Genomic DNA, 20,853 nt, shown 5'->3' with positions numbered 1-20,853 from the left:
TGAAGGGGGGTGCAGAGGTGAAGTTGAAGTATGTCTTGTTGTTAGAGCGTCGCTCGGTGATTTTTAATAGGGAGTTGTGAATAATTCAGTTGGTTTAACACAAAGCAATGTATTTTGCGGGTTAGCGGTACACACCATCCTTCCCATGCCCCGCCATCGCCTTGTTGCTGCGCACACTGATCATCAACTTGATGTCGATCCAGTCAATCCCCTGAGCCTTCAGCTTCGGCAGTTCACGCTCCAGCACCGCCAGCGTCTGCGGATACGGATGCCCGATCATCACTGCCGAACCCTGCTTGTGCGCCAGGTTTATCGCCGTCTGCAACTGCGTAAAGATCGCCGCTTCAGTGCGCTCGTCATCCAGGAACACATCCCGCGAAACACTCGCTAATCCAATCTTCTGCGCTTCCGCTGCGCCTACGGTTTGCGCACTGGTGCGGCTGTCGACGAAGAACTTGTGCCGGCGCTGCAAATCCGCCATCAGCCAGGCCATGGCCGGTTGTTGCGCGGTCATGCGGCTGCCCATGTGGTTGTTGATGCCGGCGGTGTACGGCACGGCCTGGAACGCGGCGTTGAGGCGTTTCTCAAGTTCTTCGATGGGCAAGTCAGGGTGCCAGGCGAATGGGCCGGTGGCCGGGTCCATGGGCATGTGCAGGATGACGATCTTGCCGGCGCGATGGGCTTCGCGAGCGAATTCGGCGGCGTGGGGCGTGTCGGGCATGATTGCCGTCGTTACCGGGCCGGGCAGGGCGAGCACGCGACGATCCCGGGGCAGGTTCTGCCCCAGGTCATCGATGATCAGTGTCAGGTAGGCCTTGTGCGGCTTGGTCGTGGCGGGTTCCGCGTGAGCAGCACCCGCCAGACAGCACAACAGACCGAGGATGAACCACAGGCGCATCTCAGCGGCCGGAGGTAATGCTCAGCCCTTTGAGCAGGCTCAGGGCCTGGGCCAGCTGATAGTCGTCATCCTGCGGCATCGCCTTGGCTTTGCTGCTGGAGGTCGGCTTGTCGGCGCCGCCGTTGCCATTGCCCAGGTGACCTTGCAGATCGGCTTCCTTGAAGTACTCGCCGTCCTGCTCGTTGGTGATCTTGGCCTTGCGTACTTCGATGTCCGGGACGATGCCTTGGGCCTGGATCGAGCGACCGTTCGGCGTGTAATACAGTGCCGTGGTGATCTTCAGGGCGCGATCGTTGTTCAGCGGCAGCACGGTTTGTACCGAGCCTTTGCCGAAACTGGTGGTGCCCATGACCACAGCGCGTTTCTGATCCTGCAAGGCGCCGGCGACGATTTCCGAGGCCGAGGCGCTGCCGCCGTTGATCAGTGCGACCATCGGCACGGCTTCACTTTCGTCCTTGCCGGTGGCGGAGAAGCGCAGCTCGGAGTTGGCGATGCGGCCTTTGGTGTAGACGATCAGGCCTTTGGTGATGAAGTGGTCGACCACTTCCACCGCTGCTTGCAGCACGCCACCCGGGTTGTTACGCAGGTCAAGGATGATGCCGTTGAGCTTCTTGCCGTTGTCCTTGCGCAATTTGGCCAGGGCCTTGGAGACCTCTTCGCCAGTCTTGACCTGGAACTGGGTGATGCGGATGTAGCCGTAGCCGGATTCCAGCAGCTGTGCCTTGACGCTCTTGACCTGGATGGTGGCGCGGGTCAGCACGACATCGAAGGGTGTGCCGCCATCACGGACCAGGGTCAGGGTGATTTTCTGGCCGATCTTGCCGCGCATCTTGTCCACGGCTTCGGTCATGCTCTGGCCGCGAGTCGGAGCGCCGTTGATCTTGACGATGAAGTCGCCAGCCTGGATGCCAGCCTTGGAGGCCGGGGTGTCATCGATCGGCGACACCACTTTGATGAAACCGTCTTCGGCACCGACTTCGATGCCCAGGCCACCGAATTCGCCGCTGGTGCTTTCCTGCAGCTCGGCGAAATCTTCCGGGCCCAGGTAGGCGGAGTGCGGGTCGAGGTTGCTGAGCATGCCCTTGATGGCATTTTCCAGCAGCGTCTTGTCATCGACCGGTTCGACATAGGCAGCCTTGATCCGGTCCATGACCTCGGCAAAGGTGCGCAACTCGTCCAGAGGCAATGGCGCCTTGGTGGTCGCAGCCGTGCCCGCAGGTGCAGGAGCTGGCGCAGTTGCCGGGGCAGGCTGAGCGGCAAACGCCAGAGGCGCGCCGATCACCAGGGCGATCGTCAGGGCCAGCGAGGTAAGGCGGGACAAATGCAGCATGTCGAACGAACTCCTAATGTAGGTGACTCAACGCCTATCCTTGCGCGCGGCACCATTGCGCCGGATCACTCGGGTGACCCTGCTGACGAATTGCGAAATACAGCGCTGGTGTGTCCTGCCCGCCACTGTTACCGACAGTGGAGATGGACTCACCGGCTTTAACCACATCACCCGCAGACTTGAGCAGCGTCTGGTTGTGACCATAAAGACTCAAGAAACCGTTGCCGTGGTCCAGAATCACCAGCAGCCCGGCACCGCGCAACCAATCGGCGAACACCACGCGACCGCCGTGCACGGCATGCACCTGGCTGCCGGCAGAGGCGCTGATCATCACCCCATCCCACTTGGTCCGGGCATCATCGCCGCGGCTTTCGCCGAAGCGCGCCAACAGTCGACCATCAACCGGCCATGGAAGTTTGCCGCGAGCTGTAGCAAATGCGCCGCCGAAGGTCTCGCCTGAACTTGAAACCAGGGCGCCGGGTGTCGATTTAGGCGGTTTGCGTGGGGCATCAGTGTTGGCGTCGGCCTGTTCCTGAGCCTCACGTAAACGCTTTTTTTCGGCTTCCTGCTGGGCGATCAGCGCTTTTTGCCGCGCTTCTTCTGCCTCACGGGCCTGACGGGTCAGGGTTTCTTCGATGGTTTTAAGGACTTTAGACAGGTCGGCCTGATCCTGCTCGCGGGTGGCGAGCTTCTGATCGCGCGCCTTTACGTCGTCGTTGAGCTTGGCCAGGACTTTTTGCCGCTCCTGGCGGACTTTATCGAGTTCGTCGCGCTGGCTGTCGAGGCTGCTTTTCTGCACCAGCAACTGCGCCTGTTGCATGGAGATGTCTTTTTCGACATTGGCGAGCTGGCGCAGGGTTTCGTTGAAATTCTTCAGCTGCTCCAGGCGGGCCTGGCTCAGGTAGTCGTAATAGGTGAGGGTGCGGGCGAATTTTTCCGGGTTCTGCTGGTTGAGCAGCAGTTTCAGGTACTCCTGACGGCCATTCTGATAGGCCGCACGGGCCTGGATGGCGATCAGTCGTTGCTGTTCAATGCGCGCGCTCTGGAGTTTTTTTTTCTCACCATCGAGTCGCTGCAGCTCGGATTCGCTTTTCTTCAGCTCTTTTTGCAGAGCGTCGACCTGCTTCTCCAGCTTGCCCATCTCGGTCTCGGTGCCCTTGAGATCCTTTTGCACACCGGATTTTTCTTCCTGGAGCTTGCCCAGCAGTTTTTTCAGCTCGGCAATGTCCTGACGCGTGGCGTCCAACTGTTGTTGGGTTTGCGCGCGCTCGTCAGCGAAGGCCGGTTGGAGCAGGCAAGTCAGAGCAAGGGCTATCAGGACGCGAAGCATAGAGGCGGGCGACACCAGGGAAAGGGACGGCCTAGTATGCCCGCCAAGCGCCGCAAAAAAAACGCCTCAAAGGCAACTGCTTTGAGGCGTTCGTCATAAAAAGCCGTTTCGGGCTGTTTATAAGGGGCTTTTACGATCAGACCAGTATCGAAGTGCCAGTCATTTCGGCCGGCTTCTCAAGGCCCATCAACATCAGCATGGTCGGCGCCACGTCCGCGAGCACGCCGCCATCGCGCACCTTGAAGTCACGTTTGCCGACATAAATGAACGGCACCGGCTCGGTGGTGTGAGCGGTGTGGGCCTGGTGAGTTTCTTCGTCGGACATTTTCTCGCAGTTGCCGTGGTCAGCGGTGATCAACGCTTCGCCACCGACTTTATCCAGGGCATCGACGATGCGGCCGACGCACAGGTCCAGGCATTCAACGGCTTTCACCGCAGCTTCAAGGTTGCCGCTGTGGCCGACCATGTCGCCGTTGGCGTAGTTGACCACGATCACGTCATAACGCTGGTTGTCGATGGCATCGACGATGCGGTCGGTAACTTCCGGCGCGCTCATCTCTGGCTGCAAGTCGTAAGTGGCTACTTTTGGCGACGGGATCAGGATGCGTTCTTCGCCCGGGAACGGTTCTTCGCGACCGCCGGAGAAGAAGAAGGTCACGTGGGCATATTTTTCGGTTTCGGCGATGCGCAGCTGGGTCTTGCCGTTTTTCGCCAAGTAGTCGCCCAGCACGTTTTCCAGGCTGCCGGCGGCGAAGGCCGAAGGTGCGGGAATGCTCGCAGCATATTGGGTCAGCATGACGAAGCCGGCCAGTTTCGGCTGGCGCGCGCGTTCGAACTCTTTGAAACCGTCTTCGACGAACACGCGAGTCAGCTCACGGGCGCGGTCGGCGCGGAAGTTCATGAACACCACGGCGTCGCCGTCTTCGACTTTCACCGGCTCGCCGATGGAGGTGGCTTTGACGAATTCGTCGCTCTCGCCACGCTCATAAGCTGCTTCCAGGCCTTCCTGGGCGGTGGCGGCGTTGAATTCGCCCTTGCCGTCGACAATCAGGTTGTAGGCCTGAGCCACGCGGTCCCAACGGTTGTCGCGGTCCATGGCGAAATAACGGCCGACGATGCTGGCGATCCGGCCTTTGCCGAGGGCCTGGAAGGTCGCGTCGAGCAATTCGATGGACGACTGGGCGCTTTTCGGCGGCGTGTCGCGACCGTCGAGGAAGGCGTGCAGGTAGATTTTTTCCGCGCCGCGCTTGAAGGCCAGTTCGGCCATGGCGACCAGGTGATCCTGGTGGCTGTGCACGCCGCCCTCGGACAGCAGGCCCATGAAATGCACGGCTTTACCGGCAGCGACGGCTTTATCCACGGCGGCGCAGATGGTCGGGTTCTCGAAGAACTCGCCGTCGCGGATCGATTTGGTCACGCGGGTGAAGTCCTGATACACCACGCGGCCGGCCCCGAGGTTCATGTGGCCGACTTCGGAGTTGCCCATCTGGCCGTCGGGCAAGCCGACGTCCATGCCGCTACCCGAGATCAGGCCGTTGGGCACGGTGGCCGACAGACGGTCGAGTACGGGCTTCCTGGCCGAGTACACAGCGTTGGCTTCGTGGCTCTCACTGTGACCGAAGCCATCGAGAATAATCAGGACCAAAGGTTTAGGCGTGGTAGTCATGGATTCCACTCGTGGCTGAGTTAAAAAGAGGGCGATGGAAAAGGGAGTGGCAGTTTAAAGCGAAGTTCCGACCGCGTCACCGCCGGACGGGGTTTGGCCCGCCATAGGGGCTGTGTATACTGGCCCACTTTTCACGCCCTGGAACCACCTTAAATGCTTGATCACCTGATTGCATTTGCCACCACCCACTATTTGCTGGCCGGTATTTTCGTTGTTCTGCTGGCTCTGCTGATCGCCCATGAGATGAAAGGTGGCGGTCGAAGCCTGAGCACCGGTGAACTGACCGGGCTGGTCAACAAGGACGCAGGCGTGGTGATCGACATCCGTTCGACCAAGGATTTCGCCGCCGGCCACATCGTTGGCGCGTTGAACATTCCTCACGACAAACTGACTGCACGTGTCGGCGAACTGAACAAGCACAAGGACAAGACCATCATCCTGGTCGACGCCCAAGGCCAGACAGCCGGCACCCACGCCCGCGAACTCTTGAAAGCCGGCTTCACCGCCGCCAAGCTCTCCGGCGGGATTTCCAGCTGGAAAGGCGACAACCTGCCGCTGGTGAAGTGATATGAGTAACGTCGTCGTCTATTCCAGCGATTACTGCCCTTATTGCTCCCGAGCCAAGTACCTGCTCGAGAACAAAGGCGTGGCCTTCGAAGAGATCAAGGTCGATGGCAAGCCGCAGGTGCGCGCCGCGATGGCTCAGAAGGCCGGGCGAACGTCCGTGCCGCAGATCTGGATCGGCGAGCGCCACATCGGCGGTTGTGATGATTTGTTTGCCCTTGAGCGCGCGGGTAAGCTCGACGCCATGCTCAAGGCCTAATGCCTTCCCTATAAGACCCAAGATCAGAAAGGATCTGAGATGACTGACCAACAGAACACTGCAGCTAGCGAAGAAGATACCGCACCGCAATTCTCCTTGCAGCGCATCTACGTACGTGACTTGTCCTTCGAAGCCCCGAAAAGCCCGGCGATCTTCCGCCAGCAGTGGGAACCGAGCGTCGGTCTGGATCTGAACACCCGTCAAAAGGCGCTGGAAGGCGACTTCCACGAAGTCGTGCTGACGTTGTCCGTTACCGTGAAAAACGGCGACGAAGTGGCGTTCATCGCTGAAGTGCAACAGGCCGGGATCTTCCTGATCAAGAACCTGGACGACGCTTCGATGAGCCACACCCTCGGCGCGTTCTGCCCGAACATCCTGTTCCCGTACGCTCGCGAAACCCTGGACAGCCTGGTCACCCGCGGTTCGTTCCCGGCCCTGATGCTGGCCCCGGTGAACTTCGACGCGCTGTACGCACAGGAGCTGCAACGCATGCAGGCGGATGGCGAGACTCCAACCGTTCAATAAGCGTTCGATGCAGTCACGAAAAAAGCGCCGTAACAGGCGCTTTTTTCATGGGCGGTGCATTGATCGTTCCCACGCGGAGCGTGGGAACGATCAGGCGACCAGATGCGGGGTTACTTGAACCCGAGCTGACGCCAGCCTTCGTACACCGCGACGGCCACGGTATTCGACAGGTTCAGGCTGCGACAGCCTTCGCGCATCGGCAGGCGCAGGCGTTGTTCGCCGGGCAGGGCATCGAGCACTTCGGCGGGCAGGCCACGGCTTTCCGGGCCGAACAGGAAGGCGTCACCCTCGGCGAAGCTGGCATCATGGAACGGTCGCGAGCCCTTGGTGGTAAACGCGAACAGCCGTGGATGGCCGAGGCTTTCCAGGCAACTGGCGAGGTCGGCGTGGCGTTGCAGGGTGGCGTACTCGTGGTAATCGAGGCCGGCCCGGCGCAGGCGCTTGTCGTCCATCTCGAAGCCCAGCGGCTCGATCAAATGCAGGTGGCAGCCACTGTTGGCGCACAGCCTGATAACGTTGCCAGTATTCGGCGGAATTTCTGGTTGGAAAAGGATGACGTGAAACATGCACGGCTCCGAAGGTAAAGATGAGCGGCATTCTACGCCGCCCGTGGACAACCGTTCGAAACTATTCCCGCGGGTGATCGGTTCGCTGGCGATTGTCGGGATGATGGTGGGACTGATGATCGGTCGCCTGACCACCCCCGACCCCACTGAATTGCAGCAGGTCGAGGTCACCGACGACGGGCTGGTGGTGTGGTTCAACAACGAACCCAAGACCCACGGCGAGATCGTGGATGGCAGCCTGGCGTTGCTGTTTGGCGCTGAGGGCAAGACGCAGAAAGGTCAGCTCAAGCTCAACGGCAAAGACGTGAACTGGCGCGTGCGTTTGAGTGATGGGGGGTTGCTGCTGACGGTGGTGGCGGCCCGGCCACTGCAGGGCGAGTGGGCCGGTAGCGAGGTCGATGACCGCTGGCGGCTGGAGATCCATCTCCGGGAGCAATAAAAGAGGGAATCCCCGGCCTGCCTGTACCAAGGTTCCCAAAACGGCAAGGACTCGCGCATTGCGTGCAAGTCCCGGTGTAAAGAAGGAACCCCTGACCTGCCTGTATCAAGGGCCCCAAAACGGGTTGGGCTCGTCGCAAGTGCGGTGTGAGCCCGATGTAAAAGAGGGGAATCCCCGGCCTGCCTGTACCAAGGTCCCCGAAACCGGGTAGTGAACTGAATCACTGAATGGACTATTGCAGGGGGCGTGCCAGGTTTTAATAAAATGAAACACAAAGTCGTGTCGAAGCGCTGAAAGCCCCGTTATTCGGGGCTTAGCCGTTTTTGTGATGTGGGTTTCATTGCGAGGGACGGCGGGATTTGAGATCAGTCGCTGTGCGCGATTGCGGTTCACGGTGCATTGCGGCGGTGCACGATGGCCCCAAAAGCTGCGCGGGCACGCCTCGCTGCGCCACTGATCGTTCCCACGCTCTGCGTGGGAATGCAGCCCGGGACGCTCCGCGTCCCATCCAGAGCCGAACGCGGAGCGTCCGTTAAGGCATTCCCACGCGGAGCGTGGGAACGATCAGGCGAAAGAGTTAACCCTCTTCCGCCTCATCATCATCCCCACCATCGACCTTCATCCCCAATTCCTTGATCTTGCGCGTCAGGGTATTACGCCCCCAGCCCAGCAAAACCGCGGCATCGCGGCGGCGGCCGGCGGTGTGTTTGAGGGCGGTTTCGATCATGATCCGCTCGAACGCCGGCACGGCGCTGTCGAGCAGGCTCGACTGGCCGCGAGCCAACGCTTGATCGGCCCACTGACGCAGCGCCTGCTCCCAGTTGGTCACTGGCGCCGAGTCCTGCGGCAGGTTTAGCAACTCTGGCGGCAGGTCGCTGATGTGCACTTCGCGCCCGGAAGCCATCACAGTGATCCAGCGGCAAGTGTTCTCCAGCTGCCGCACGTTGCCGCCCCATGGCAGGTTTTTCAGGTATTCCTCGGTTTCGCTTTTCAGCAGCTTCGGTTCCACCGCCAGTTCTTGCGCGGCGCGGCTGAGGAAGTGCTTGGCCAGGGTCGGGATGTCTTCGCGACGGTCCGACAGCCGTGGAATATGAATGCGGATCACGTTGAGGCGGTGGAACAAGTCCTCACGGAATTTCCCGGCATGCACCAGGGTTTCCAGGTTCTGGTGGGTCGCAGCGATGATGCGCACATCGACCTTCACCGGCGTATGACCGCCGACGCGATAGAACTCGCCATCGGCCAATACCCGCAGCAAACGGGTCTGGGTGTCCGCCGGCATGTCGCCGATTTCATCGAGGAACAGCGTGCCGCCGTCCGCCTGCTCGAAACGCCCGCGACGCAGGTTGGCCGCGCCAGTGAACGCGCCTTTCTCATGGCCGAACAGCTCGGATTCCATCAGGTCTTTGGGGATCGCCGCCATGTTCAACGCAATGAATGGCGACGCCGCCCGTGGGCTGTGGCGGTGCAGGGCGTGGGCCACCAATTCTTTACCGGTGCCGGATTCGCCGTTGATCAACACGGTGATGTTGGAGTGGCTCAAGCGCCCGATGGCGCGAAACACTTCCTGCATCGCCGGCGCTTCGCCGATGATTTCCGGGGTGCGGGTCAGCGCGACCGGGACTTCCAGGCCTTGTTGTTCCTGAGCGTGCTGGTTGGCGCGCTTGACCAGGGACACTGCTTCATCGACATCGAACGGCTTGGGCAGGTATTCGAACGCGCCGCCCTGATACGAGGCAACGGCGCTGTCGAGGTCGGAGTGGGCGGTCATGATGATGACCGGCAGCCGTGGGTGTTGTTCGCGAATCCGCGCCAGGAGGTCCAGGCCACTGGCACCCGGCATGCGGATGTCGGAGATGATCACGTCCGGCTGCTGGCGCGCCAGGCGGCTCATCACGCCATCGGCGCTGTCGAAGCTTTGCGTGGTCATGCCTTCTTGCTGCAAGGCCTTTTCCAGGACCCAACGGATAGAACGGTCGTCATCGACGATCCACACGGTTTCACTACGGCTCATGTCGATGTGGCTCCTTGTTCCAGTGGCAGAAAGATCGAGAACGTGGTGTGGCCTGGGTGGCTGTCACACTCGATCAGGCCCTGGTGCTGGCTGATGATGTTCTGGGTAATGGCCAGGCCCAGCCCGGTACCGTCCGGGCGGCCGCTGACCATGGGAAAGAAGATGGTTTCCTGCAAATCCGCAGGGATGCCCGGGCCGTTGTCGATGATCTCGATCTTGGTCACCAGGCGATGGCGCACGTGGCCGATGGTGAACTGGCGCATGGCACGGGTGCGCAGACTGATGCGGCCCAGGCGCAGCTCGTTCTGGCTGCTGATGGCCTGCATCGCGTTGCGCACGATATTAAGGACGGCCTGAATCATCTGTTCGCGGTCGATCAGGACGTCGGGAATGCTTGGGTCGTAGTCGCGCACCAAGGTGATGCAGCCCTGGCTTTCGGCCTCGACCAAATGGCTGACGCGCTCCAGCACTTCGTGAATGTTGCACATGGCCAGGGACGGCAGCTTGTTCGAGCCGAGCATGCGGTCCACCAGGTTGCGCAGACGGTCGGCTTCTTCGATGATCACGTTGGTGTAATCGCGCAGGCTTTCTTCCGGCAGTTCCCGGGCAAGCAACTGCGCGGCGCCGCGAATCCCACCCAGCGGGTTCTTGATCTCATGAGCGAGCCCGCGCACCAGCATCTTGCTGGTTTCCTGCTTGGACAGTTGCGCCTCTTCCTTGGTGATCCGCAGCAAGCGGTCACGGGGATGCACTTCCAGCAGCAGCATCGTGTCGCCGTTGCTGAGGATTGGCGTGACCGCGTAGTCGACGGTCAGGGTCTGGCCGGTGAGGGCGGTGAGCATCGCTTCGCGCTTGGTGAACGGGTGCGCCTGCTCGACGGCCTGGCGCAGGGAATTCAGCGCTTCGGTGGATTCGGTGAACAACTCACTGATGAACTGCCCATGGCTGCGCTGGCCGCTGATGGCCAGGAGCATCTCCGCCGCCGGGTTCATGTACTCGAGGCGCAGTTCGGCGTCGAGCAGGATGGTGGCGGTGGTCAGGTTGTCGAGTAATAGTCGATGCAGTGCGTCGCTAATGGTCATCCGGACCTCTTTTGGAGCGGGGCGCGCGCAACAAATGAGCGCTGATGCGAGGAAAATGCAAAAACCAAACCAAAGCTCCGAAAAGAAGCGTTTAAGGCCTGAAACGGGCGTTTAGCGCTCGATCGCGTGGCGTTCTGCCAGCTTTCGCGGGTACTTTCGAACCAAAATGGGTTTTGATGTGGGAACGGTGCAACCGTTTGCACCAATATAGTGCGCAAAGCTGAACGGCGTTAGAAGAACCGCAGGAAGGGATTTTTTTCTTCAGGAGGTTTGTCTTTAAGCGGACATTCCGGCCGTTGGCCGTAGTCGGTGAGGGTGCAGGGCTTGACTTGGCGCTTTTGCGCCAACGAGATGCGCAGCATGTGGAACGGTTGATTGGCCGTGCGCTCGACGGTGCGGCCCTGAGCGTCGAGGATTTCCACCGACAGGTTGTGGGAGCCGCGATCAATATTGCTCAAGGCGAACACCGGACTGGGGCCGGGTTCGGCGGTGGGCTGGCCGTCGAGTAACAAACGGTAGCGATGGCCGCGTTGCAGGCCGGGTTCGCTGGTAACGCTGACAATCACCTCGCCGGCGTTGCTGCGGATCGTGGCGTCCGGTTCCGGCACCAGCACGCGCAGCATGTCGTAGTGGAACAGCGGTTTTTCTTCGGTTTTTTGCGCGGCAGTCAGCGGCGCGGCGCCGGTCGGGTTTGAGGGCATGCGATTGCTGGTGGCCAACGGCACACGCTTGGCATTGCCGGGGCGCGGTTGATCGGTGAACACCCGATTGCCCTGGGCGTCGACGTAGGTATAGACGTCGGCCAGCGCCGGGAAGGCGATCAGGCAGGCGAGCAGTAGCCAGCGCTTCAAGGCTTGTGCACCCGTTGCACGGTGAACGTCACGCTCGGGCTCTGCTGGATCACGCTCTCCCCGCTGATCACCTGAACGGCGAGGCTGTGTTCGCCGCGATCAATGTTCACCAATTGCAGAATCGGCACGTTGCTCGGCTGGCCGTAAGGTTGCTCGTCCAGTAATAGCCTGAACAGATGCGGACCTTGCAGGCGCGGCTTGATCAGCACGCTGACGGTGAAGGTGCCGTTGTTGGCGCGCAGGGCTTCGGTGGTGGGCAGGCCGGTCAGTTCCAGCACCTCGTAGGCGCTGCGGGGTTGTTCGCGGCTGCTGGCTTCGTCTTGTGGTGTTGGAGGCGTAGAGGGGGCGACGCTGTTGAGCGGCGGCAACTCCACCGGCTGCGCCTTGACGCCATCGGGCGGCTGATTGCTGTAGGCGGTGTTGCCGTTGGCGTCGGTGTACTTATAGATCTGCGCTGCGGCAGGCAGGGCGATCAACAGCAACATCAGTAGAAAACCACGACCCATAAAAATCGACCGGAAGCGAAGGCGTTGGGGTGCAGCATAGGTCAGGGGCGGCGGTTGGCCCAAGTTGTAAACATTTGGGCATGATTTACCTCGACTTGATCGTTCCCACGCTCTGCGTGGGAATGCAGCCCGTGACGCTCCGCGTCACTGGACGCGGAGCCTCCCTTGAGGCATTCCCACGAGGAGCGTGGGAACGATCAGGTAAACGAGCGCCCACAAAAAAGGCCTCCTGAAGGAGGCCTCTTTTTGTCACGCCGCGTGTAGCCGGCGCTACCGGATCAGCAGCTGTAGTACAGCTCATATTCCAGTGGGTGTACGAAGGTGCGGACCTTGATTTCTTCTTCGCTTTTCAGAGCGATGTAAGCGTCGATGAAGTCATCGGAGAACACGCCGCCCTTGGTCAGGAACGCGCGGCCCTTGTCCAGCTCTTCCAGGGCTTCTTTCAGGCTGCCGCAAACTTGTGGGATCTCTTTCGCCTCTTCAGGCGGCAGGTCGTACAGGTTTTTGTCAGCCGCATCGCCTGGGTGGATCTTGTTCTGGATGCCGTCCAGGCCAGCCATCAACAGTGCAGCGAAGCCCAGGTACGGGTTGGCTGCCGGATCCGGGAAGCGCGCTTCGATACGGCGAGCGCGAGGGCTGGACACGTAAGGAATACGGATCGACGCGGAACGGTTGCGAGCCGAGTAGGCCAGCATTACCGGAGCTTCGAAACCTGGGACCAGACGCTTGTAGGAGTTGGTCGACGGGTTGGTGAAGCCGTTCAGGGCCTTACCGTGCTTGATGATGCCGCCGATGAAGTACAGGGCGGTGTCGGACAGGCCGGCATAGCCTTCGCCAGCGAAGGTGTTCTTGCCATCTTTGGCGATGGACAGGTGAACGTGCATACCCGAACCGTTATCGCCATACAGCGGCTTAGGCATGAAGGTCGCGGTGCGGCCGTAAGCCACCGCTACGTTGTGCACGCAGTATTTCAGAGTCTGAACTTCGTCAGCCTTGGCCACCAGGGTGTTGAACTTCACACCGATTTCGTTCTGGCCGGCAGTTGCCACTTCGTGGTGGTGAACTTCGATGACCAGGCCCATTTCTTCCATGGCGTTGCACATGGAGGTACGGATTTCGTGGTCGTGGTCGAACGGAGGAACCGGGAAGTAGCCGCCTTTGATACCTGGACGGTGGCCGTGGTTGCCGCCTTCGATGTCCTGGTCAGACATCCACGAGCCTTGTTCGGAGAAGATTTTGAACATCGAGCCGGAGATGTCCGACTTGAACTTAACCTGGTCGAAGATGAAGAACTCAGGCTCTGGACCTACGAATACGGTGTCGCCGATACCGGTCGACTTCAGGTATTCCTCGGCACGCTTGGCGATCGCACGTGGGTCGCGATCGTAGCCTTGCATGGTCGAAGGCTCGATCACATCGCAAACGATGATCAGCGTTGGGTCTTCGGTGAACGGGTCGAGAACGGCAGTGCTGTCGTCTGGCAGCAGGATCATGTCGGAAGCTTCGATGCCTTTCCAGCCAGCGATGGAGGAACCGTCGAACATTTTGCCTTCTTCGAAGAAAGCTTCATCCAGCGCATCGCGAGCCGGCATGGTCACGTGGTGCTGAGTGCCTTTGGTGTCCGTGAAGCGCAGATCAATCCACTTGACGTCATGATCTTTGATGAGTTGAACCGACTTCGACATAGTGTCCTCCGGGTGGCTTCGGGCTTAGTAGTGGATGCCCTTAGAATGTGGGTGATGCCGGCGCGAATACTCTGCCAAGGCAACCTGCCTCACAAGGGAGCAAATTGCATGCCAGTGCCCCACCATGGGTTTTTTGCCCCAATTTCAAGCTTATAGAGGTGCAAAGCAGCGCAAAGCTGAAATAAGCGCCCTGTAATGTAGCGTCTATTTCCACAAATGACCCGTTTTGGTGCGCGCAAAACCTTCTGCATATTAACTGGTTAAACCTTGAGCAATTTCCGCTATAATCCGCGCCCCCCTTTTTCGGCTGGCCCAGCGCGCGCTGTTTTCATGAAACTAATCGTAAAAGTCTTTCCCGAGATCACCATCAAGAGCCGCCCGGTACGGATGCGTTTCATCCGCCAGTTGGCCAAGAACATCCGTGCCGTGCTCCGCGATCTGGACCCGGCTGTGGTGGTGAACGGTGTGTGGGACAACCTCGAGCTGGAAACCCGCGTCACTGAGCCCCGGGCCCTGAAGGAGATGACCGAGCGCCTGAGCTGCATGCCGGGCATCGCGCATTTCCTGCAGGTCGACGAATACCCGCTGGGTGACTTCGACGACATCGTCGCCAAGTGCAAAGAGCATTACGGCGATGCATTGGCCGGGAAGATCTTTTCGGTGCGCTGCAAGCGCGGCGGGCACCACACCTTCACGTCCATGGACGTGGAGAAATACGTCGGCAGCCAGCTGCGTCGTCAGTGCGGCGCCGCCGGGATTTCCCTGAAAGAGCCGGAAATCGAAGTTCGCATCGAAATTCGCGACCAACGGTTGTATGTGATCCACAGCCAGCACAACAGCATCGGCGGTTATCCGCTGGGAGCGCTGGAACAGACGCTTGTACTGATGTCCGGCGGCTTTGACTCGACAGTCGCCGCCTACCAGATCATGCGCCGTGGCCTGATGAGCCATTTCTGCTTCTTTAACTTGGGCGGCAGGGCCCATGAACTGGGCGTCATGGAAGTCGCGCACTTCATCTGGAAGAAGTACGGCAGCTCCCAACGCGTGTTATTTGTCAGTGTGCCTTTCGAAGAAGTACTGGGAGAAATTCTCGGGAAAGTCGATAACAGTCATATGGGCGTAGTTTTGAAGCGTATGATGTTGCGCGCTGCATCGAAGATTGCCGATCGGCTCGATATCGATGCGCTGGTCACCGGTGAGGCGATCTCCCAGGTTTCGAGCCAGACGTTGCCGAACCTGTCCCTGATCGACTGCGTGACCGAGAAGCTGGTCTTGCGCCCGCTGATCGCCAGTCACAAGCAGGACATCATCGACCTGGCCAACGAAATCGGCACGGCCGACTTCGCCAAGCACATGCCGGAATACTGCGGGGTCATCTCGGTGAACCCCAAGACCCACGCCAAGCGCAACCGCGTGGAGTACGAAGAACAACAGTTCGACATGGCGGTCCTCGAGCGTGCGCTCGAAAACGCCAAACTGGTGCCGATCGATCGCGTGATCGACGAATTGGGCCAGGACTTGCAGATCGAAGAAGTCAGCGACGCTCTGGCGGGCCAGATCATCATCGACATCCGTCACCCGGATGCCGCTGAAGACGAGCCGCTGGAACTGGCTGGCATTGAGGTACAGACGATGCCGTTTTATGCATTGAACGCTCGTTTCAAGGAACTGGACCCTACTCGCCAGTACCTGCTGTATTGCGACAAAGGCGTGATGAGTCGCCTGCATGCCCACCATTTGCTCAGTGAGGGGCATGCCAATGTGCGCGTTTATCGACCGAGCTAAGTGCCCGGGGCTGTTTGCCTGTGGCCTGCGTCACCGGCCCCCCGACGCCGCCGTCAAGCTGTAACGGCTTTGCCGGACTCTACTGTTAATCGCTGCCAAGACTTGTCAGCACACCGAATCCTCTGATCGAGATACACAAGTGATCGAAAATCTACGCAACATCGCCATCATTGCTCACGTTGACCATGGTAAAACCACCCTGGTAGACAAACTCTTGCGTCAATCCGGCACCCTGGAGCGCAACGAGCTCAACGACGAGCGCGTGATGGACTCCAACGACCAGGAGAAAGAGCGCGGTATTACCATTCTGGCGAAAAACACCGCCATCAACTGGAACGGCTACCACATCAACATCGTGGACACCCCGGGCCACGCCGACTTCGGCGGCGAAGTTGAACGCGTAATGTCGATGGTTGACTCCGTTCTGCTGCTGGTTGACGCTCAAGACGGCCCTATGCCGCAAACCCGTTTCGTGACCAAGAAGGCTTTCGAAGCCGGCCTGCGTCCAATCGTGGTGATCAACAAGGTCGACCGTCCAGGCGCGCGTCCGGACTGGGTTCTGGACCAGATCTTCGACTTGTTCGACAACCTCGGTGCTACCGAAGAACAGCTGGACTTCAAAGTCGTCTACGCCTCGGCCCTGAACGGCATTGCCGGTCTGGAACACACCGACATGGCTGAAGACATGACCCCGCTGTACCAGTCGATCGTCGACAACGTACCTGCGCCGAAAGTCGACCGCGATGGTCCGTTCCAGATGCAAATCTCGGCACTGGACTACAACAGCTTCCTGGGTGTTATCGGCGTTGGCCGTATCGCTCGTGGCCGCATCAAGCCGAACACTCCGGTTGTCGCTATCGACGCCGACGGCAAGAAGCGTACCGGTCGTATCCTGAAGCTGATGGGTCACCACGGTCTGCACCGTATCGACGTTGAAGAAGCAGCTGCCGGCGACATCGTCTGCATCAGCGGCTTCGACCAGCTGTTCATCTCCGACACTCTGTGCGACCCACTGAACGTCGAAGCGATGAAGCCGCTGACCGTTGACGAACCAACCGTTTCCATGACCTTCCAGGTAAACGACTCGCCTTTCTGCGGTAAAGAAGGCAAGTTCGTGACGTCCCGTAACATCAAGGAACGTCTGGACAAAGAACTGCTCTACAACGTTGCCCTGCGCGTTGAAGAAGGCGACACCGCCGACAAGTTCAAAGTCTCCGGCCGTGGTGAGCTGCACCTCTCGGTACTGATCGAAACCATGCGTCGCGAAGGCTTCGAAATGGGTGTTGGTCGTCCGGAAGTGATCATCCGTATGGTTGACGGCGTGAAGCACGAACCGTACGAAAACGTGACCATCGACCTGCCAGAAGAATCGCAAGGTTCGATCATGGAACAGATCGGTATCCGTAAAGGCGACCTGACCAACATGGTTCCGGATGGCAAGGGCCGTGTGCGCCTTGAGTACAACATCCCGGCTCGTGGCTTGATCGGTTTCCGTAACGAGTTCCTGACCCTGACCTCCGGTGCAGGCATCCTGACCTCGATCTTCGACCGTTACGACGTGATGAAGTCCGGCGACATGTCCGGCCGTCAGAACGGCGTGCTGGTTTCGGTTGCTACCGGTAAGGCTCTGACTTACTCGCTGGAAACCCTGCAAGCTCGCGGCAAACTGTTCCTGGGTCACGGCGAAGACGTGTACGAAGGTCAAATCGTCGGCATCAACAGCCGCGACAACGACCTGGGCGTCAACCCAACCAAAGGCAAGAAGCTCGACAACATGCGTGCCTCGGGTAAAGACGAAACCATCGCTCTGGTTCCGCCTATCCGTTTCACCCTGGAACAAGCTCTGGAATTCGTTCAAGAAGACGAATTGTGCGAAGTCACTCCTAAGTCCATCCGTCTTCGTAAGAAGATCCTGGGCGAAAGCGAGCGTACCCGCGCTGCCAAGAAGTCCGGTAACTAAGTTATTTAGTTAGCTGACAAAAAAACGCCCCCGACCGCAAGGTCGGGGGCGTTTTTGTTTGTCTGGCGCAAGATGATCGTTCCCACGCTCCGCGTGGGAATGCCTCAATGGACGCTCCGCGTCCGCTTTGGGACGCAGAGCGTCCCGGGCTGCATTCCCACGCGGAGCGTGGGAACGATCAATTGCGGATCAGAATTTTTCGAGGGTACGGCGGCTCTCGCTGCTCTCACGCGCCACTTCTTTAGGCTTGTAAGCGCAATACCCCGGCCGTGGGCCGATTTTCGGGTGGTTGCGGCAAGTATCCGGGCGCTTTTCATAAATAGTGCACAGACGGCTCTTACGATCCAGGTACAGGCAATCGTTGTTGCTCATGCGCTGGAGAGTGAAGATCTCGGACTTCTGGTTGTAACGCTCGACGATCCCTTCCTTCTGCAAGCGCTTGGCGATGTTCTTCGCCGGCTCGCCGCGCTCGAACTCGTCGACGATGCCGATGCGGATCAGATCCTTGATCTTGACCTCGACCGGCAAGGTGCAGCAGCTGGATATGCAGGAACCGCACATCGGCGCAGAGTATTTGGCCCAGGTATCGAGGCGGTCGATCTCCGCGGCGGCGATCAGGTTGGACTTCATCATCGGTTGTTACCAGCGTGTGCATCAGGGCGCGCGATCATACCGGGACTGGTGGATTTTTGAACAACCTTTCGCCAGTTTTTTTCTGGATCACCCAATAATCACCGTTAATCCGGCACGGCCCCTGCATTGATTCAGACACCCGACAATGTAATGCCGACCTATCTCGCACTATCAGGAAAAACTGCCGAACCAGAGCCCATACCGCCTGTCAGACCGTCTAGGCTCAGACAACTCAAAGCTCGCTCGAGGTCCTATCGATGACTCAAGAACCACTTGTTCGTGAAGCAGAGGTGGCCGCATTTCGCGACGCCGTCTTGACCAAACTCACCTACGCGGTGGGCAAAGACCCGGATCACGCCTTCGACCACGACTGGTTCGAAGCCATTGCCCTGGCAGCGCGTGACCACATGGTCGAGCACTGGATGGACCACACCCGGCAGATCTACCGCAAAGGCCAGAAACGGGTTTACTACCTGTCCCTGGAATTCCTCATCGGCCGCTTGCTCTACGACAGCCTGAGCAACCTTGGCCTGCTCGACGTCGCCCGCGAAGCGTTGACCGAACTCGGTGTCGACCTGGAGCGCATCCGCTTGCTGGAGCCCGATGCGGCGCTCGGCAACGGCGGCCTCGGTCGCCTGGCGGCGTGCTTCATGGAAAGCATGTCGACCCTCGGCATCGCCGGCCATGGCTATGGCATTCGTTATGAACACGGCTTGTTCCGCCAGGCGATTGTCGATGGCTGGCAGCAGGAACAAACCGAGCATTGGCTGGATTTCGGTAACCCGTGGGAGTTCGAGCGGCCAGAGGTCGTGTACCCGATCGGCTTTGGCGGCAGCGTCGAAACCGTCACCGATGAAACCGGCAAGACCAAGCAAGTCTGGACCCCGGCGGAAACCGTGCGGGCGATTGCCTACGATACCCCCGTGGTCGGCTGGCGCGGTGCCAGCGTCAACACCTTGCGTTTGTGGCGTGCCCGCGCCGTGGAAGATTTGCACCTGGAGCGCTTTAACGCTGGCGACCACTTGGGCGCTGTGGCCGAAGTGGCCCGGGCCGAAAGTATTTCCCGCGTGCTTTACCCGGCGGACAGCACCGAAGCCGGCCAGGAACTGCGCCTGCGTCAGGAATACTTCTTCGTCGCCGCGTCCCTGCAGGATTTGCTGCGCCGCCATCGCAACATGCACACCTCGGTGTTGACCCTGGGCGACCACGCGGCGATCCAGCTCAACGACACTCACCCCTCGATTGCCGTGGCCGAGCTGATGCGCCAGCTAGTCGACGTCTACGATGTCGCGTGGGATGCCGCATGGCAGGTCACGGTCGACACGCTGTCGTACACCAACCACACGCTGCTGCCGGAAGCGCTGGAAACCTGGCCGGTCGGTTTGATGGAACGCATGCTGCCACGGCACATGCAGATCATTTACCTGATCAACGCCCAGCACATCGACTCGCTGCGGGCCAAAGGCATTCACGACTTCGACGTGCTGCGCGCGGTGTCGCTGATCGAGGAAGACAACGGCCGCCGTGTGCGCATGGGCAACCTGGCGTTCCTCGGCTCGCACAGCGTCAACGGTGTGTCGGCGTTGCACACGCAATTGATGCGCAAAACCGTGTTCTCCGAACTGCACAAGCTCTACCCGGAGCGGATCAACAACAAGACCAACGGCATCACCTTCCGCCGCTGGCTGTACCAGGCCAACTCCGAACTCACGTCGATGCTGGTCGATGCCCTCGGTCCTGATTTGCTGGATAACCCGGAGGAGCGGTTGCGTGATCTGGAACCGTTCGCTGAGAGGACCGCATTCCGCAAGGCTTTCGCCGAGCAGCGGCTGCACAGCAAGAAAGCCTTGGCGTATCTGATTCATGAACGGCTGGGGATCGCGGTCAACCCGGCGGCGATGTTCGACGTGCAGGTCAAGCGGATCCACGAATACAAACGCCAGTTGCTCAACCTGCTGCACACTGTCGCGCTGTACCAGGCGATTCGTGCCGAGCCGGAAATCGACTGGGTGCCACGGGTGAAGATCTTCGCCGGCAAGGCGGCGGCGAGTTATCACCAGGCCAAGTTGATCATCAAGTTGACCAACGACATCGCTCGAGTGGTCAACAACGACCCGACTGTGCGCGGTTTGCTCAAGGTTGTGTTCCTGCCCAACTACAACGTCAGCCTGGCGGAGAGCATCATTCCGGCGGCGGATTTGTCGGAGCAGATTTCCACGGCCGGCTTCGAGGCGTCGGGCACCAGTAACATGAAGTTCGGCCTCAACGGCGCGCTGACCATTGGCACGCTCGATGGCGCCAACGTCGAGATGAGCGAGCAGATCGGCGTGGAGCACATGTTCATCTTCGGCCTCAGCGCGCAGCAGGTGGAAGCGCGCAAGCAGAATCATGAGTTCAATGCCGTGCCGGACATCGCAGCGTCCCATCGCCTTAATGATGTGCTGCAAGCGATTCGCGGCGGGGTGTTCTCGCCGGATGATCCATCGCGCTATACCGGGCTGATCGACTCGCTGATCGACTACGACCGCTTCCTGGTCTGTGCCGACTTCGATTCCTATTGGGACGCGCAGATGCGTGTCGAAGCGCATTGGCATGATTCGCAAGCATGGTGGCGTTCGGCGGTATTGAACACCTCGCGGATGGGCTGGTTCTCGTCGGATCGGACGATTCGTGAGTACGCCACCGATATCTGGAAGGCTTTGGAGTAACTTTTAGCAATAATTGCGAGCAAGGCCCAACGTACGTTGGGCCGGATCGATA

Annotated in this window: 18 protein-coding genes; 7 read left to right on the top strand and 11 right to left on the bottom strand. The window is 59.7% G+C overall.

All coding sequences use genetic code 11. The features are described from left to right. Positions 1–121 precede the first annotated feature (121 nt). From HKK52_RS18670 to gpmI, 4 genes are all read right to left on the bottom strand, one after another. Positions 122–898, bottom strand: coding sequence for a divergent polysaccharide deacetylase family protein (locus HKK52_RS18670; protein ID WP_169372048.1), 777 nt, complete (start codon positions 896–898; stop codon positions 122–124). 1 nt (position 899) lies between these two features. Next, a complete protein-coding gene (locus HKK52_RS18665) occupies positions 900–2,228 on the bottom strand; it encodes a S41 family peptidase (protein WP_149659104.1) in 1,329 nt (442 codons plus the stop codon). A gap of 34 nt (positions 2,229–2,262) precedes the next feature. Beyond that, positions 2,263–3,558, bottom strand: a complete 1,296-nt coding sequence (locus HKK52_RS18660; protein ID WP_169372047.1) for a murein hydrolase activator EnvC family protein — start codon at positions 3,556–3,558, stop codon at positions 2,263–2,265. 136 nt (positions 3,559–3,694) lie between these two features. After that, positions 3,695–5,224 (bottom strand): 2,3-bisphosphoglycerate-independent phosphoglycerate mutase, encoded by a 1,530-nt coding sequence (gpmI, locus tag HKK52_RS18655; protein WP_169372046.1) that lies wholly within the window; start codon positions 5,222–5,224, stop codon positions 3,695–3,697. A 153-nt stretch (positions 5,225–5,377) separates the two neighbouring features. On the opposite strand from gpmI, the gene HKK52_RS18650 reads away from it, so the two are divergent. Genes HKK52_RS18650 through secB form a run of 3 tightly spaced genes read left to right on the top strand, consistent with a single transcriptional unit; the run spans position 5,378 to position 6,572 of the window. Then, positions 5,378–5,791, top strand: a complete 414-nt coding sequence (locus HKK52_RS18650) for a rhodanese-like domain-containing protein (protein WP_169372045.1) — start codon at positions 5,378–5,380, stop codon at positions 5,789–5,791. 1 nt (position 5,792) lies between these two features. After that, positions 5,793–6,047: a glutaredoxin 3 gene (gene grxC, locus HKK52_RS18645; RefSeq protein WP_010464569.1), complete on the top strand. Its 255-nt coding sequence runs from the start codon at positions 5,793–5,795 to the stop codon at positions 6,045–6,047. Between the two features lie 39 nt (positions 6,048–6,086). Further along, positions 6,087–6,572 carry a protein-export chaperone SecB gene (secB, locus tag HKK52_RS18640; protein WP_169372044.1) on the top strand — a complete coding sequence of 162 codons (486 nt, stop codon included), beginning with the start codon at positions 6,087–6,089 and terminating at the stop codon, positions 6,570–6,572. Between the two features lie 110 nt (positions 6,573–6,682). On the opposite strand, the gene HKK52_RS18635 is transcribed toward secB, so the two are convergent. Further along, a complete protein-coding gene (locus HKK52_RS18635; RefSeq protein ID WP_007949025.1) occupies positions 6,683–7,138 on the bottom strand; it encodes a tRNA (cytidine(34)-2'-O)-methyltransferase in 456 nt (151 codons plus the stop codon). Between HKK52_RS18635 and HKK52_RS18630 the strand changes: the two genes are divergently transcribed. Continuing rightward, the gene (locus HKK52_RS18630) at positions 7,137–7,577 is read left to right on the top strand and encodes a hypothetical protein (protein ID WP_169372043.1); all 441 of its coding nucleotides are present in this window, start codon (positions 7,137–7,139) and stop codon (positions 7,575–7,577) included. The genes HKK52_RS18635 and HKK52_RS18630 overlap by 2 nt on opposite strands. 577 nt (positions 7,578–8,154) lie before the next feature. Here the strand turns inward: HKK52_RS18630 and ntrC are convergent. From ntrC to glnA, 5 genes are all read right to left on the bottom strand, one after another. Further along, positions 8,155–9,591: a nitrogen regulation protein NR(I) gene (gene ntrC / locus HKK52_RS18625; protein WP_133837829.1), complete on the bottom strand. Its 1,437-nt coding sequence runs from the start codon at positions 9,589–9,591 to the stop codon at positions 8,155–8,157. Beyond that, positions 9,588–10,673 (bottom strand): nitrogen regulation protein NR(II), encoded by a 1,086-nt coding sequence (glnL, locus tag HKK52_RS18620; protein ID WP_169372042.1) that lies wholly within the window; start codon positions 10,671–10,673, stop codon positions 9,588–9,590. The genes ntrC and glnL overlap by 4 nt, the downstream gene beginning before the upstream one ends. A gap of 230 nt (positions 10,674–10,903) precedes the next feature. After that, positions 10,904–11,524: a DUF4124 domain-containing protein gene (locus HKK52_RS18615; RefSeq protein WP_169372041.1), complete on the bottom strand. Its 621-nt coding sequence runs from the start codon at positions 11,522–11,524 to the stop codon at positions 10,904–10,906. Beyond that, a complete protein-coding gene (locus tag HKK52_RS18610; protein WP_169372040.1) occupies positions 11,521–12,030 on the bottom strand; it encodes a DUF4124 domain-containing protein in 510 nt (169 codons plus the stop codon). The genes HKK52_RS18615 and HKK52_RS18610 overlap by 4 nt, the downstream gene beginning before the upstream one ends. Before the next feature lie 278 nt (positions 12,031–12,308). Then, a complete protein-coding gene (gene glnA / locus HKK52_RS18605; protein WP_149659114.1) occupies positions 12,309–13,715 on the bottom strand; it encodes a glutamate--ammonia ligase in 1,407 nt (468 codons plus the stop codon). 330 nt (positions 13,716–14,045) lie between these two features. Here glnA and thiI point away from each other — a divergent pair, with 330 nt between their 5' ends. Together thiI and typA are read left to right on the top strand one after the other, a co-directional pair. Then, entirely contained in the window at positions 14,046–15,500 is a 1,455-nt protein-coding gene (thiI, locus tag HKK52_RS18600; protein WP_169372039.1) for a tRNA uracil 4-sulfurtransferase ThiI, read from the top strand. A 139-nt stretch (positions 15,501–15,639) separates the two neighbouring features. After that, positions 15,640–17,460 (top strand): translational GTPase TypA, encoded by a 1,821-nt coding sequence (gene typA / locus HKK52_RS18595; protein ID WP_054055316.1) that lies wholly within the window; start codon positions 15,640–15,642, stop codon positions 17,458–17,460. Between the two features lie 189 nt (positions 17,461–17,649). Here typA and HKK52_RS18590 read toward each other — a convergent pair whose 3' ends face one another. Continuing rightward, on the bottom strand, positions 17,650–18,090 hold the full coding sequence (locus HKK52_RS18590; RefSeq protein ID WP_178117491.1) for a YkgJ family cysteine cluster protein: 441 nt from the start codon (positions 18,088–18,090) through the stop codon (positions 17,650–17,652). A gap of 260 nt (positions 18,091–18,350) precedes the next feature. Here HKK52_RS18590 and HKK52_RS18585 point away from each other — a divergent pair, with 260 nt between their 5' ends. After that, positions 18,351–20,801, top strand: a complete 2,451-nt coding sequence (locus tag HKK52_RS18585) for a glycogen/starch/alpha-glucan phosphorylase (protein ID WP_169372037.1) — start codon at positions 18,351–18,353, stop codon at positions 20,799–20,801. The last annotated feature ends 52 nt before the right edge of the window (positions 20,802–20,853 follow it).

Origin of the sequence: Pseudomonas sp. ADAK2, assembly GCF_012935755.1 — a bacterium.
Taxonomy (GTDB): Bacteria; Pseudomonadota; Gammaproteobacteria; order Pseudomonadales; family Pseudomonadaceae; genus Aquipseudomonas.
The sequence above is the reverse complement of the archived record's forward strand: the minus strand, read 5'-3'. Positions and strand labels throughout refer to the sequence as shown.